This is a genomic window from Roseateles puraquae, from assembly GCF_002205845.1.
Lineage (GTDB): Bacteria > Pseudomonadota > Gammaproteobacteria > Burkholderiales > Burkholderiaceae_C > Pelomonas > Pelomonas puraquae.
The window spans coordinates 308614-322817 of record NZ_NISI01000007.1 but is presented as its reverse complement, the minus strand read 5'-3'; the positions used below and the strand labels follow the sequence as shown (position 1 = coordinate 322817).

Here is a 14204-nt window from a genome sequence, read left to right as displayed (position 1 = left end):
TAATGAGCCCCTGCCCCTGGAGTTCGAATGCCCTTGCCCCTCCACCGCGTGATCACCGCTGCCGCCCTGCTGGCCGCACTGCAAGCCCACGCCCAGGAACCCGCCCCCGCGGCCTCCACACCCACCGCCCCGCAGCCGCCCGCGGATGCCGCCTCGGCCGTTCCTGACGAGCCGCCCACGCACTCGCTGATGGACGCGCCGCTGTTCTACCAGTTGCTCATCGGCGAGATCGAGCTGCAGAACGGCCAGCCGGGCGTGGCCTTCCAGGTGCTGCTGGATGCGGCACGGCGCACCGCCGACGAGGCGCTGTTCAAGCGGGTGGTGAACATCGCCATCCAGGCCCGCGCTGGCGACCAGGCCCTGCTCGCCGCCCGCGCCTGGGCCGACACCGTACCCACCTCCACCGATGCGCTGCAAAGCGTGGTGCAGCTTCTGGCGCTGATGAACAAGCCCGCCGAGATCGCGCAGCCGCTGGCCACGCTGCTGCGCATCGCGCCCGCACCGCAGCGCCCGGGCTACATCCTGTCGCTGCCACGGCTCTTCCAGCGCTCGCCCGAACCGAAGGCGGTGCTGGCCGCGCTGGCCCCGGTGCTGAAGGCCCAGGCCGGCCCGCTGCGCCCGCCGGCGCTCTACACCGAGGCCAAGCTGGCCATCAACGCCGGCGAGAACGCCCGCGCGCTGGCCCTGACCCGCGAGCTGAACCAGGCCGACCCCGACAACGACGATGCGATGCAGCTCGCGCTGGACCTGATGCCCAGCGAACCCCAGGCCGAGCCCCTCATCACCGAGCGCCTGCGGCTCAAGCCCGACCAGCCCGCCCTGCGGCAGGCCTATGGCCGAGCGCTGATCAAGGCGCAGCGCCCGGCCGAGGCGGCCCGTGAGTTCCGCGCGCTCACCCAGTCCACCCCCGACAACCCGGCGCCATGGCTGGCGCTGGGCGCCATCGAGCTCGAACTGAAACATCCCGCCGCGGCGGAAGCTGCGCTGCGCGAAGGCCTCAAGCGCCTGGACACACCGGCCGCGGGCACCGACGCCGAGATCAAGGGCCGCGCCGAAGGCCGCCAGCAGGCTTGGTTGATGCTGTCGCAGGCGGCCGAGCAGCGCGGCGACTTCAAGGCCGCGGAAGCCGCGCTGCAGAAGGTGGATGGCGCCGGCCTGGACGTGCGCTACCGGCGCGCCGTGCTGCTCGCCAAGCAAGGCAAGGTGGCCGACGCCCGCAAGCTGCTCAAACCCGCGGCCGACGCGAGCGACGGCGAGACTCGCGCCAGCCTGCTGGCCGAAGCCCAGCTGATGCGCGAGCTGCGCGACTACGCGGGCGCACTCGCCGCCATGAAGGCCGCCGTGGCACGCTTTCCGAACGACCCGGACCTGATCTACGAACAGGCCATGATGACCGAGAAGGTCGGCAAGTTCGACGACATGGAAACGCTGCTGCGGCGGGTCATCGAGCTCAAGCCCGACTACCACCACGCCTACAACGCGCTGGGCTACTCCCTGGCCGAGCGCAATCTGCGCCTGCCGGAAGCCAAGGAACTGATCGAGAAGGCCCTCAAGCTCGCCCCGGGCGAGCCCTTCATCGTCGACAGCCTGGGCTGGGTCGAGTTCCGCCTGGGCAACCTCGACGAGGCCGCGCGCCTGCTGCGCCAGGCCCACACCGGCCGGCCCGATGCCGAGATCGCGGCGCACCTGGGCGAAGTGCTGTGGGCCCAGGGGGCGCATGACGAAGCCCGGCGCATCTTTGCCGAAGCGGCGCAGCGCGACCCTGACAACGAAGCCCTGCGCGAGGTGCTCGACCGCCTGAAGGTCAAGCCCTGATGCGCGCGGCCGCTGCCCTGCTGACGTTCGCACTCGCCCTCGCAGGGTGCGCCCAGCTGCCCAAGACGCCTGCGCCGGCCACAGCTGAATCGCGCCTGAGCGGCCGCATCAGCGTGACCATCGCGGGCGACGTGCACAACCGCGGCACCGGCGGCGCGGCGAGCTTCGAGCTCTTCGGCGGGCCGCAGGCGGGCCGGCTGGAGCTGACCTCGCCACTGGGCTCGCTGGTGGCCCGTGCGAGCTGGCAGCCGGGCCAGGCCACGCTGCAGACGCCGAATGACGAGCGCCGCTTCGACAACCTCGACGCCCTCACGCGCGAGCTGCTCGGTGAGCCCGTGCCGGTGGCCGCGCTGTTCGACTGGCTGCAGGCCCGCCCCTGGCCGGCCGCGCCGCACGAGAAGACGGCCAATGGCTTCGAGCAGCTCGGCTGGCGCATCGAGCCCCGGCTGCCGTCGCTGGTGGCCACACGCCTGGCGGCTCCCGTCGTCACTCTGAGAGCGAAGCTGGAAGGGCCCGATGAAGGCACTCCATGACCTGGCCGCGCCGGCCAAGCTGAACCTCTTCCTGCACATCGTCGGCAAGCGGCCGGACGGCTACCACCTGCTGGAGTCGGTCTTCGTGCTCATCGACTGGGCCGACACCCTGCATGTGGAGTGCCGCAGCGATGGCCGCCTGCAGCGCCACGACGTGCTCGGCGGCGACCTGCCGGCCGACGACCTCTGCCTGCGCGCCGCGCGACTGCTGCAGACCGAGACCGGCTGCACGCTGGGTGCCGACATCCATCTCGAGAAACGCCTGCCGGCCGGTGCCGGCATGGGCGGCGGCTCGTCCGACGCCGCCACCACGCTGCTGGCCCTGAACCGCCTGTGGGACCTTCGCCTGCCGCTGTCGCGCCTGCTGGCCCTGGGCCTGAAGCTCGGCGCCGACGTGCCCTTCTTCCTTGGCGGCGGCCCGGCCTTCGTCGAGGGCATCGGCGAGGTCCTGAACCCGATCACGCTGCCCGCGCAGCGCTTTGCGGTGCTCAAGGGGCCGGCCGGCCTGGCGACCAAGGAGATTTTTTCGAGCAATCTCTTGGCAAGGTCCGAAAAGCTGGCTATAGTCGCGGGCTTTCCCGCCTCGGCAGGAACTGCAGAACAAATCAGCAGTGCAGTTGGAACCGGTCGAAACGACCTCCAGCGCGCAGCAGAAGCGATCAGCAGTGAAGTACGCGATGCGCTGGCTCTGTTGTCAAAGCAATTTGGCAACGCCCGGATGACGGGCTCAGGAGCTGCCGTGTTTTCCGTGCTCGCCGGGGATGGAAAAGATGGCAAGGACGATCAGTCCCTGGCGACATTGCTTCAGGCTCAGCAACATGGGGGGCGTGAAGGATGGACCGGTCGAATCTGCCACAGCTTGGCTCAGCACCCGCTTCGCGGATGGGCCGACTGAAAAGGTTGTAGGGTGCAGCAGCTCTGCTGTGTCCTGTGTAGGGGAGTCGCCAAGTTGGTTAAGGCATCGGATTTTGATTCCGACATGCGAGGGTTCGAGTCCTTCCTCCCCTGCCAAATTCTTTCGTTTCGCTGAACCGGCTCGGCTATCAGCGGGCCACTGATACACCAGAGGCTCCCAGTGCTGCTCAACACGGTTCTCTTCACCGGCAACGCGAACCCGGTTCTCTCCCACGAAATTGCCACCCATCTCGGCCTCGAGCTGGGCAAGGCCGTGGTCGGCCGTTTCTCCGACGGTGAAGTGACCGTCGAAATCCAGCAGAACGTCCGCGCCCGTGACGTCTTCGTCGTGCAGCCCACCTGCGCACCGACGAACGAAAACGTCATGGAACTGCTGATCATGGTCGATGCCCTGAAGCGTGCCAGCGCCCGCCGCATCACCGCCGTGATCCCCTACTTTGGCTACGCCCGCCAGGACCGCCGCCCCCGCAGCACCCGCGTGCCGATCTCGGCCAAGGTGGTGGCCAACCTGCTGGAGACCGTCGGCGTCGAGCGCGTCCTGACCATGGACCTGCACGCCGACCAGATCCAGGGCTTCTTCGACATCCCGGTCGACAACATCTACGCCTCGCCGGTGCTGTTGTCGGACCTGAAGGCCCGCAACTACAGCGACCTCGTGGTCGTTTCGCCCGACGTGGGCGGCGTGGTGCGTGCCCGCGCGCTGGCCAAGCAGCTCGGCTGCGACCTGGCCATCATCGACAAGCGCCGCCCCGCCGCCAACGTGTCTGAAGTGATGCACGTCATCGGCGAGATCGAAGGCCGCAACTGCGTGATCATGGACGACATGATCGACACCGCCGGTACCCTCGTGAAGGCCGCCGAGGTGCTGAAGGCCCGGGGCGCCAAGAGCGTCTTCGCCTACTGCACCCACCCCATCCTGTCGGGCCCGGCCATCGAGCGCATCTCGAGCTCGCAGCTCGACGAAGTCGTCATCACCAACACCATTCCCCTGACCGACGCCGCCAAGGCCTGCAAGAAGATCCGCCAGTTGTCGGTGGCCTTCCTGTTCGCCGAAACCATCCGCCGCATCTCGGATGGCGAGTCGGTCACCAGTCTCTTCTCGGAACAGAACAACAACTTCTGACCGAGATTTCATGGCCGTCGCAAGGCGGCCTTTTTCAAACGGTGCCTGGTCGCGGGTGCCGTTCTCTTTTGGAGAAAACCATGAAGTTTGTCGCCTTCGAGCGCAAGTTGCAGGGGACCGGAGCGAGCCGCCGCCTGCGTGTGGCCGGCAAGGTGCCGGGTATCGTTTTTGGCGCCGGCGAGCCGACGATGATCGAACTCGATCACAACGCGCTCTTCCACGCCCTCAAGAAGGAAGCCTTCCACAGCTCGCTGCTGGACATGGAGCTGAACGGCACCAACACGCAAGTGCTGCTGCGTGACTTCCAGATGCACCCCTACAAGCCGCAAGTCCTGCACGTGGACTTCCAGCGCGTGGACGGCACGACCAAGATCACGAAGAAGGTGCCTCTGCACTTCATCGGCGAAGACGTCTCCCCGGCCGTCAAGACCGACCACTGCACCGTCACCCACGTCGTGACCGAGCTGCTGATCACCTGCCTGGCCAAGGAACTGCCCGAGTTCATCGAGGTGGATCTGTCCAACCTGACCAAGGGTCACTCGCTGCACGTCAACGACATCAAGCTGCCCGCCGGCATCAAGGTCGTGACCCATGGCAAGCCGAACCCCGTCATCGCGACGCCGGTCGAGCCCAAGGCTGAAGAAATCGTCGTGGCCGCCGCGCCGGCCGCCGACGACAAGAAGGGCAAGAAGGGCAAGAAGTAATTCCTGCCGGCTTCTGCCAACGAGAAGGGCTCCGCAAGGAGCCCTTTTTTCATGGGCGCGCAGCCGTCGTGACCGAAGCCGGCAGGCGCCCGCCCAGGTTCTTCAGCAGCACGCTGGCCGCCACCAACTGGCGGTTGCGGGCCGACAGCACATTGCCTTCGGCCGACAGCGCCGACGCCTGGGCGGTGCTGACGTTCAGGTAGCTGACCGTGCCCGCGCGGTACTGTTCCAGCACCAACGCCAGGTTGCGGCTTGCGGCCTCGTAGGCGTCGCGCTGCAAGGCCACCGCCTCGCCAGACTCCGAGAACTGCACCAGGTTGTCCTCCACCTCCTGGAAGGCCGTCAGCACGGCCTGGCGGTAGTTGGCGGTGGCCACGTCGGCCGACGCGCGCGCCTGGGTGGACGCCAGTTGCCGCTGGCCGCCGTCGAACAGGGGCGCCGTCAGCGCCGCCCCCAGCGACCACACCAGATTCGGCGCCGATACCAGCTTGGACCACGAGGCCCCGCGGTAGCCCGCGCTGGCGGACAGGTCCACGCTCGGGAAGAAGGCCGCATCGGCAATGCCGATCTGCGCATAGGCCGCCACCTGGCGAGCCCGCGCCGCTGCCAGATCAGGCCGCTGCGCCAGCACCAGCGACGGCACGAGCATCGGCACCGGCGGCAACTCGGGCAGCGCGGCACTCGCCGGCAACTGGAACTGCCCGGGCAACTGCCCCAGCTGCGCCGCCAGCGCATGCAGCAGCTGCGCCCGCTGGGTGCGCAGGTCGCTCAGCTGAGCCTGCACGCTGCGCAGCTGGGTGCGTGCCTGCAGCACATCGCTTTGCGCCACCACGCCGCTGGCATAGCGCGCCTGGGTCAACTCCAGCGTGCGCTGGGTGGCAGCCACGGTGCGCTCCAGCAGGGCCTGCTGGGCCTCGGCCGTGCGCAGCGAGAAATAGCTCTGCGTCAGCGTGGCCTGCGCCGACAGGCGCAGTGCTGCGAGATCGGCCTCGCTGGCCTGGTAGCTGGCGCCGGCGGCCTTCACGCCCTCGGCCAGCCGGCCCCAGAGGTCGATCTCCCACGACGCGTTCGCCGTCAGCGAGTTCGAGGTGGCCACGGTGCGCTGCCCGTTGGCGTTCTCGGCGGTGGCCGAGCGCGTGGTGCCCGCGCCCAGCGACAGCGTCGGGAAGATGGCCGACTGACTGGCCGCCAGCACCGCGCGTGCCGAACGCACCTGGGCCAAGGCCGAGGCGAGGTTCTGGTTGCCGACGATGAGCTCGGACTGGAGCCGGTCGAGCACCGGGTCCTTGAACAGGGTCCACCAGGCCTCGGGCACCTGCACATCGGCCGGTACGCGCTGCCAGTCAGACGAGCCCTGGAAGGCGGCCGGTGCCGGCGGCTCGGTGGGCGGTCGCTGTGACGTGACGGCACAGCCCGCCAGCAGCAAGGCCAGCATCAAGGCCAAGGGCCGGGGGGTAGGGGCGACAGGTTTCATGGGGTCGGGCACAGGATCAAGTCGCGGTCGCGGGCTCGGCGGCCGGTGCCGGCAGGGCTCGGCCACGCTTGCGGCGCAGCCGGTCCATGCCGCAGAACACGACCGGCGTGGTGTAGAGGGTCAGCAGCTGGCTGAGCAGCAAGCCGCCAACGATGGAGATGCCCAGTGGCACGCGCAGCTCCGCGCCTTCGCCATGGCCCAGGGCCAGCGGCACCGCGCCGAAGACCGCGGCCACGGTCGTCATCAGGATGGGCCGCAGCCGCAGCAGGGCCGCGCGATAGATGGCGGCCCCCGCGCCAAGCTGCCGGCCGCGCTCGGCGGCCTCGCGCTGGGCCGAGATGGCGAAGTCCAGCATCATGATGGCGTTCTTCTTCACGATGCCGATCAGCAGGATCACGCCGATCAGCGCAATGATGGTGAAGTCCGTCTTGAAGGCCATCAGCGCCAGCAGCGCGCCCACGCCGGCCGACGGCAGCGTGGACAGGATCGTGATCGGGTGGATGAGGCTTTCGTACAGCATGCCTAGCACCAGGTAGATGGTGATGATGGCCGCGAGGATGAGCAGCGGCTGCGACTTCAGCGAACTCTGGAAGGCCTGGGCCGTGCCTTGGAAGCTGCCGCGCACCGACACCGGCGCCCCGGTCTGGGCGACGGCGTCATTGATGGCCGCCACCGCATCGGACAGCGACACGCCCGGCGACAGGTTGAAGCTGATCGTGCTGGCCGGCGTGCCGCTCTGGTGGTTGACGGCCAGCGGCGTGGCAGTCGTCTCCACCCGGGCCACGCTGGCCAGTGGCACCTGCTGGCCGTTGCTGCCCGTGAGCATCAGCCGCTGCAGGGTCTGCGGGCTCTGCAGCCACTCGGGCGCGAGTTCCATCACGACCCGGTACTGGTTCAACGGGTTGTAGATGACGCCCACCTGGCGCTGGCCGAACGCATCGTTCAGCGCACTGTCCACCGCGCTCATCGTCAGGCCGAGGCGGGCCAACGCATCACGGTCGACCACGAGTGAGGTCTGCAGGCCCTTGTCCTGCTGGTCGGTGTTGACGTCGGTGATCTCGGGCACCTCGGTCAGCGCCCGGCGGATGCGCGGCTCCCAGGTGCGCAGGTCGGCCAGTTCATCGGCCTGCAAGGTGTATTGCCAGGACGCATTCGCCTGCCGGCCGCCGATGCGGATGTCCTGCACCGGCGCCAGGAAGAGGTTGGCCCCCGGCACCTTGGCCAGCTTGCCGCGCAGGCGGTTGATGACGTCGTCCACGCTCTCCTCGCGCTCGCTGCGCGGCTTCAGGCTGATGAACATGTTGGCACTGTTGCGCTGGCCGCCGCCGGTGAAGCCGGTCACGTTGGCCACGGCGGGATCGGCGCGCACGATGTCGTGGAAAGTGCGCAGCTTCTGCTGCATCGACTGGAAGGAGCTGGCTTGGTCGGCCTGCACGCCGCCAATCATCAGCCCCGTGTCCTGCTGCGGGAAGAAGCCCTTGGGGATGGTCATGTACAGGTGCACGTTGAGCGCGATGACCCCAGCCAGCGCCAACAGCGCCAACGGCTGGTGGCGCAGCGTCCAGCGCAGGGAACGCCGGTAGCCGCGCATCAGCCTGCCCTGCAGCCGGGCAAGCCAGCGGCCGATGCGCCCCGGGGCCCGCGCGGCCTCGTGCGGCTTGAGCAGCGTCGCCGCCATCATCGGCGTGGTGGTGAGTGACACCACCATCGACACCAGGATGGACACCGACAACACCACCGCGAACTCGCGGAACAGCCGCCCGACGATGCCGCCCATCGCCAGGATGGGAATGAACACCGCGATCAGGCTCAGCGAGATGGACACCACCGTGAAGCCGATCTCCCACGCGCCGCGCAAGGCCGCCTCGCGCGGGCTCATGCCGCGCTCGATGTGGCGCGAGATGTTCTCCAGCACGACGATGGCGTCGTCCACCACGAAGCCGGTCGCGACCGTCATGGCCATCAGCGACAGGTTGTCGATGCTGTAGCCCAGCAGGTACATCACGCCGAAGGTGCCCGCCAGCGACACCGGCACGGCCACGGCCGGCAGCAGCGCCGCCCGGAAACGCCGCAGGAAGATGAACACGACCACGATGACCAGGCCGAAGGCAATCACCAGCGTGCGTTGCACCTCGACGATGCTGCCGCGGATGGTGGCGGTGCGATCCATGACCACGTCGACATTGATGGCCGGCGAGATCGACGCGCGCAGCTGCGGCAGCAACGCCCGCACGGTGTCCACGGTCTCGATGATGTTGGCCGACGGCGCCTTGTTCAGGATGAGGAGCACCGCCTGGCGGCCGTTGGCCAGGCCATCGTTGCGCACGTCCTGCACGCTGTCGCTGATGTCGGCCACATCACCCAGGCGCACGGCAGCGCCGTTGCGGTAGCTCAGCACCACGGGCATGTAGTCGCTCGCGCGGCGGGCCTGGTCGTTGGCGCCGATCTGCCAGCTGCGGGCCCCGTCCTCCAGCTGTCCCTTGGGCCGGTTGGCATTGGTCGCCACCACCGCCGCCCTCACCTGCTCCAGGCTGATGCCCTGCGAGGAGAGCTTGTTCGGGTCCAGCTCGATGCGCACCGCCGGCAGCGCACCGCCGCCCACACTGACCTGGCCGACGCCGTCAACCTGCGACAGGCGCTGGGCCAGCACGGTGGAGGCGGCGTCGTACATCTGGCCGCGCGTGAGCGTGTCAGACGTCAGCGCCACGATCATGATGGGCGCGTCCGCCGGGTTGACCTTGCGATAGGTCGGGTTGCTCGGCATGCCCGTGGGCAGCAGCGCACGCGAGGCGTTGATGGCCGCCTGCACCTCGCGCGCTGCCGAATCGATGCTGCGGCTGAGGTCGAACTGCAGCGTGATGCGCGTGCTGCCGAGCGACGACGACGAGGTGATCTCCGTCACGCCCGCGATGCTGCCCAGCGAACGCTCCAGCGGCGTGGCCACGGTCGCGGCCATGGTGTCGGGCGACGCGCCGGGCAGCGACGCGCTGACGGAGATGGTCGGGAACTCCACCTGCGGCAGCGGTGCGATCGGCAGCAGCAAATAGGCGATCGCGCCGGCCAGTGCCACGCCGCACGTGATCAGCGCCGTGCCGATGGGGCGCTCGATGAAGATGCGCGACAGGTTCACGCCGCAGCCTCCACAGGGCGGCGGCCGCGCTTGAGCCGTGCGGCCAGCGCCGAGAAGCCCAGATAGATGACCGGCGTCGTGAAGAGCGTGAGCAGCTGGCTCACGATCAGGCCGCCCACCATCACGACACCCAGCGGGTGGCGCAGCTCACTGCCCACGCCGGTGCCCAGCATCAACGGCAGCGCGCCGAGCAGCGCGGCCATGGTCGTCATCAGGATGGGCCGGAACCGCAGCAGGCAGGCTTCATGGATGGCCTCGCGCGGCGTCTTGCCGTGGTCGCGCTCCGCTTCCAGTGCGAAGTCGATCATCATGATCGCGTTCTTCTTGACGATGCCGATCAAGAGCACGATGCCGATGATGGCGATGATGTCCAGGTCGAGCCGGAAGGCCAGCAGCGCCAGCAACGCCCCCAGGCCGGCGGAGGGCAGCGTGGACAGGATGGTCAGCGGGTGGATGGTGCTCTCATAGAGCACGCCCAGCACGATGTACATCGTGACGATGGCCGCGAGGATGAGCAGCAGCGTGCTGGTGAGCGAGGCCTGGAAGGCCAGCGCCGCGCCCTCGAAGCGGGTCTCCACGCTGAGCGGCAACTGCAGCGCATCGACCTCGGCGCGGATGGCCTTGACCGCCTCGCCCAGCGACGCGCCCGGCGCGAGGTTGAAGGAGATGGTGGACGACGGGAACTGCGCCACATGGTTGACCGCCAGCGGCGCGACCCGTTCGCTGAAGCGAGCCACCGAGCTCAGCGGCACCTGCGTGCCGCCCGTGCCCGGCACGTACAGGCGCCGCAGCGCATCCATGCCCGCTCGGAAGTCAGGCGCGACCTCCAGCACCACGCGGTACTGGTTGCTCTGCGTGAAGATGGTGGAGATGAGCCGCTGACCGAAGGCGCTGTAGAGCGCGCTGTCGATGGTGGCCACACTCACGCCCAGCCGGCCGGCGGCGTCCCGGTCGATGTCGACATAGGCCTGCAGCCCCTGCTCCTGCGCGTCGCTCGCCACATCGGCCAGGGCCGGCACGCCGCGCAGGCGCTCCAGCACCGCCGTTGTCGCCCGACTGAGCTCGGCCGAGTCGGGCGAGCTGAGCGTGAACTGGTACTGCGTCTTGGCGATGCGGTCCTCGATGGTCAGGTCCTGCACCGGCTGCAGGTACAGCGCAATGCCGGGCACGTCGGCCACCGCGTCGTTGATGCGGCGGGCCACGTCGGCCGCGCTCTCACCACGTTCTTCCTTGGGCTTGAGGTTGATCTGAAGCCGGCCCTGGTTGAGCGTGGTGTTGCCACCGTCCACGCCGATGAAGGAGGACACGCTCTGCACCGCCGGGTCCTTCAGTACCCGCTCGGCCAGGTGCTGCTGGTGCTCGGCCATGGCGCCGAACGAGGTCGACTGCGCCGCCTCGGTGATGCCCTGGATCTGCCCCGTGTCCTGCAGCGGGAAGAAGCCCTTGGGCACGAGCAGGTAGAGCACGCCGGTCAGCACCAGGGTCGCCACAAACACCACCAGCGTCGCGCCGGAGCGGTCCAGCACCCAGGTCAGCATCCGACCGTAGGCGGCGATGGTGTCGTCGAAGGCCCGGCCTACCGCCCGCCACAACCGGCCGTGCTGGTCTTCATGCTCGTGCTTGAGCAGCCGCGCGCACATCATGGGCGTGAGGGTCAGCGACACGAAGGCCGAGATCAGGATGGACACGGCCAGCGTGATCGCGAACTCATGAAAGAGCCGCCCCACCACGTCGCCCATGAAGAGCAGCGGGATGAGCACCGCGATCAGCGACACGGTCAGCGAGATGATGGTGAAGCCGATCTGCTTGGAGCCCGACAGCGCCGCCTGGAAGGCGCTCACGCCCTCGCCGCCCTCCTCCATGTGCCGCGCGATGTTCTCGATCATCACGATCGCATCGTCCACCACGAAGCCGGTGGAGATGACGAGCGCCATCAACGTCAGGTTGTTGATCGAGAAGCCGGCGAGGTACATCACGCCGAAGGTGCCCACCAGCGACACCGGCACGGCCACCGCCGGGATGAAGGTGGCGGGCAGGCTGCGCAGGAACACGAAGATCACGCCGATCACCAGCACGATGGCAAAGATCAGCTCGTGCTGCACATCCCGCACCGAGGCGCGGATGGTGGTGGTGCGGTCGCTCAGCACCTGCACGTCCAGCGACGCGGGCAGGCTGGCCTGCAATTGCGGCAGCACCGCGCGCACCCGGTCGACCGTCTCGATAACGTTGGCGCCGGGCTGGCGCTGCACGTTCAGGATGACGGCCGACACCGCAGGCTCGCCGGCCTGGCCCGCCCAGGCGGCCAGGCGCAGGTTCTCGGCGTCATCCACCAGACGCGCCACGTCCTTCAGGCGCACCGGGTTGCCGCCTCGGTAGGCGATGACGAGGTTGGCGTACTCCGCGGCGCTCTTGAGCTGGTCGTTGGCATCCAGCGTGGACGCGCGCAATGGGCCGTCGAAGCTGCCCTTGGACTGGTTCACGTTGGCCGCGCCGATGGCGGTGCGGACATCGTCGATGGACAGGCCCAGCGTGGCCAGCGCACCCGGGTCGGCCTGGATGCGCACGGCCGGCCGCCGCCCGCCCGCAATGCCCACCAGGCCCACGCCCGGCACCTGCGAGATCTTCTGCGCGAGCCGGCTTTCCACCAGGTCGTGCACCCGCGTGATCGGCAGCGAGCTGGATGACACCGCAATCGTCATCACCGGCGCATCCGCCGGGTTGACCTTGCTGTAGACCGGCGGCATGGGCAGGTCGCTGGGCAGCAGGTTGCTGCCGGCATTGATGGCCGCCTGCACCTCCTGCTCGGCCACGTCCAGCGCGAGGCTCAACTCGAAGCGCAGCGTGATGACCGAGGCCCCGCCGGAGCTGGTGGAGGACATCTGCGCCAGGCCCGGCATCTGGCCGAACTGGCGCTCCAGCGGCGCGGTGACCGAGGAGGTCATGACGTCCGGGCTGGCGCCGGGGTAGAGCGTGGTGACCTGGATGGTCGGGTAGTCCACCTCGGGCAAGGCGGACACCGGCAACAGCCGGTAGGCCAGCGCGCCGGCCAGCACGATGGCCAGCATCAGCAGCGAGGTCGCGACCGGCCGCGTGATGAAAAGGCGCGACGGATTCATCGTGAGGCCGCGGACGCAGGTCCCTCGGACGACACCGGCGCCGAGGCGCCCGCGCCACGATGCCGGCCGCGTTCACCACGCCCCCCGCCTGCCGCTGAGGCTGCGCCTGCCGCGGGCTTGATGACCTCGGCCTTGGCGCCATCGCGCAGGCGGTCGGCGCCGTCGGTCACGACCTGGTCGCCGGGTTTGACCTCGCCTTGCACGGCGGTGTTGTCGCCGTCGGTGGTCAGCACCTGCACCTTGCGCAGCGCCACCGTTCCGTCGACCACCACATACACGAACGTGCCCGGCGCGCCCCGCTGCACAGCCGCGGTGGGCAGCACCAGCACGTCCTTGAGGCGATCCAGCTGCAGCCGCACATTGACGAACTGGTTGGGGAAGAGGCCGCCGTCCTTGTTCGGGAACAGCGCCTTGACCTTGATGGTGCCGGTGGTGGCATCGATCGCGTTGTCGGTGCTGGCCACCTGGCCTTCAGCCAACAGCTGGCGGCGCTCGCGGTCCCAGGCCTGCACGGCCAGGGGCTGCTTGTCGGCCAGCTGCTGGCGGATGCGGGCCAGGCGCGCATCGGGCACCGCGAACACCACCGCGGCGGGCTGGGTCTGGGCGATGCTGAGGAGGCCGTTGGCATCGCTCGGGGTGATGTTGTTGCCGAGGTCAGCCTGCTTCAGGCCCGCCTGGCCGGCAATGGGTGCCGTCACCCGCGTGTAGGACAACTGCAGCCGGGCGTTGTCGAGCGCCGCCTGGTCGGACAGCACGGTGGCCTCCAGCTGGCGGACCAAGGCCTTCTGGGTGTCGAGCTGCTGGCGGGGTGCGGCTTCCTTGGCGACGAGGTCCTGGTAGCGGGCGAGATCGGCGCGGGCGTTCTCCAGCTGGGCCTGGTCACGCGCGAGCGCGGCCTGGGCCTGGTCGCGTGCGATTTCGTAGGGCCGTGGGTCGATGAGGGCGAGCAACTGCCCCGCCTTCACCGGCTGGCCCTCGTGGAAGTACAGCGCCTTCAGCTCACCACTGACCTTGGCCCGCACCACCGCCGTGTTGGCCGACGCGATGCTGCCGATGGCATCGATGACGACGTTCATGTCGCGCCGCTGCACCACGCCGACCGATACGGGCTGCGGCCCGCTGCGACCGAAGCGGCCGCCTGCCGGCCTCGCGCCGGCCGCACCGGAGGCTGCCGACGCCGCGGCGCCAGGCCCGTCGGCCGCAGCACCGGCGCTGCGCCCCTGCCACCACCAGGCCCCGAGGCCCACGGCCACCACGGCCACGGCCGTCAGCACCCACACCTTGGCAGCGCCGCTCATGGGCCCCTGCCGGAAGTCATTGTTCTGCATTCGAGTTCACTCCGTGCAGCCCATGTTGCTGGGCCAATGTAGCTACAGCGTTGCTGGCGGCCAAAG

General features: G+C 69.0%; 9 protein-coding genes and 1 tRNA gene. 6 read left to right on the top strand and 4 right to left on the bottom strand.

Going from position 1 to position 14204, the window contains the following annotated elements; all coding sequences use genetic code 11:
* Nucleotides 1-27 precede the first annotated feature (27 nt).
* The 6 genes from CDO81_RS18685 (at nucleotide 28) to CDO81_RS18660 (ending at nucleotide 5090) form a co-directional block, all read left to right on the top strand.
* Entirely contained in the window at nucleotides 28-1815 is a 1788-nt protein-coding gene (locus CDO81_RS18685) for a tetratricopeptide repeat protein (RefSeq protein ID WP_088484734.1), read from the top strand.
* Nucleotides 1815-2348 carry an outer membrane lipoprotein LolB gene (locus CDO81_RS18680; protein WP_088484733.1) on the top strand — a complete coding sequence of 178 codons (534 nt, stop codon included), beginning with the start codon at nucleotides 1815-1817 and terminating at the stop codon, nucleotides 2346-2348. The genes CDO81_RS18685 and CDO81_RS18680 overlap by 1 nt, the downstream gene beginning before the upstream one ends.
* A complete protein-coding gene (ispE, locus tag CDO81_RS18675) occupies nucleotides 2332-3243 on the top strand; it encodes a 4-(cytidine 5'-diphospho)-2-C-methyl-D-erythritol kinase (RefSeq protein WP_088484732.1) in 912 nt (303 codons plus the stop codon). Before CDO81_RS18680 ends, ispE begins: the two co-directional genes overlap by 17 nt.
* Nucleotides 3244-3282: 39 nt before the next feature.
* Nucleotides 3283-3359, top strand: a tRNA-Gln gene (locus tag CDO81_RS18670).
* Nucleotides 3360-3423: 64 nt separating this feature from the next.
* A complete protein-coding gene (locus tag CDO81_RS18665; protein WP_088484731.1) occupies nucleotides 3424-4386 on the top strand; it encodes a ribose-phosphate pyrophosphokinase in 963 nt (320 codons plus the stop codon).
* A gap of 80 nt (nucleotides 4387-4466) precedes the next feature.
* Nucleotides 4467-5090, top strand: a complete 624-nt coding sequence (locus tag CDO81_RS18660) for a 50S ribosomal protein L25/general stress protein Ctc (protein ID WP_088484730.1) — start codon at nucleotides 4467-4469, stop codon at nucleotides 5088-5090.
* A gap of 49 nt (nucleotides 5091-5139) precedes the next feature.
* Here the strand turns inward: CDO81_RS18660 and CDO81_RS18655 are convergent, their stop codons facing one another.
* From CDO81_RS18655 to CDO81_RS18640, 4 genes are read right to left on the bottom strand one after another with little or no spacing between them, the layout of a single operon-like run.
* On the bottom strand, nucleotides 5140-6564 hold the full coding sequence (locus tag CDO81_RS18655; protein WP_088484729.1) for an efflux transporter outer membrane subunit: 1425 nt from the start codon (nucleotides 6562-6564) through the stop codon (nucleotides 5140-5142).
* 16 nt (nucleotides 6565-6580) lie between these two features.
* The gene (locus tag CDO81_RS18650; protein ID WP_088484728.1) at nucleotides 6581-9694 is read right to left on the bottom strand and encodes a multidrug efflux RND transporter permease subunit; all 3114 of its coding nucleotides are present in this window, start codon (nucleotides 9692-9694) and stop codon (nucleotides 6581-6583) included.
* A complete protein-coding gene (locus tag CDO81_RS18645; protein ID WP_088484727.1) occupies nucleotides 9691-12810 on the bottom strand; it encodes an MdtB/MuxB family multidrug efflux RND transporter permease subunit in 3120 nt (1039 codons plus the stop codon). Before CDO81_RS18645 ends, CDO81_RS18650 begins: the two co-directional genes overlap by 4 nt.
* Entirely contained in the window at nucleotides 12807-14138 is a 1332-nt protein-coding gene (locus CDO81_RS18640; RefSeq protein WP_088484726.1) for an MdtA/MuxA family multidrug efflux RND transporter periplasmic adaptor subunit, read from the bottom strand. Before CDO81_RS18640 ends, CDO81_RS18645 begins: the two co-directional genes overlap by 4 nt.
* Between the last annotated feature and the right edge of the window lie 66 nt (nucleotides 14139-14204).

What these genes read in the sequence shown, in the direction of transcription:
- CDO81_RS18685 (WP_088484734.1), top strand. Translation starts at nt 28, where the DNA reads ATGCCCTTGCCCCTCCACCGCGTGATCACCGCTGCCGCCCTGCTGGCC.
- CDO81_RS18645 (WP_088484727.1), bottom strand. Translation starts at nt 12,810, where the DNA reads ATGAATCCGTCGCGCCTTTTCATCACGCGGCCGGTCGCGACCTCGCTG.
- CDO81_RS18660 (WP_088484730.1), top strand. Translation starts at nt 4,467, where the DNA reads ATGAAGTTTGTCGCCTTCGAGCGCAAGTTGCAGGGGACCGGAGCGAGC.
- CDO81_RS18680 (WP_088484733.1), top strand. Translation starts at nt 1,815, where the DNA reads ATGCGCGCGGCCGCTGCCCTGCTGACGTTCGCACTCGCCCTCGCAGGG.
- ispE (WP_088484732.1), top strand. Translation starts at nt 2,332, where the DNA reads ATGAAGGCACTCCATGACCTGGCCGCGCCGGCCAAGCTGAACCTCTTC.
- CDO81_RS18655 (WP_088484729.1), bottom strand. Translation starts at nt 6,564, where the DNA reads ATGAAACCTGTCGCCCCTACCCCCCGGCCCTTGGCCTTGATGCTGGCC.
- CDO81_RS18640 (WP_088484726.1), bottom strand. Translation starts at nt 14,138, where the DNA reads ATGCAGAACAATGACTTCCGGCAGGGGCCCATGAGCGGCGCTGCCAAG.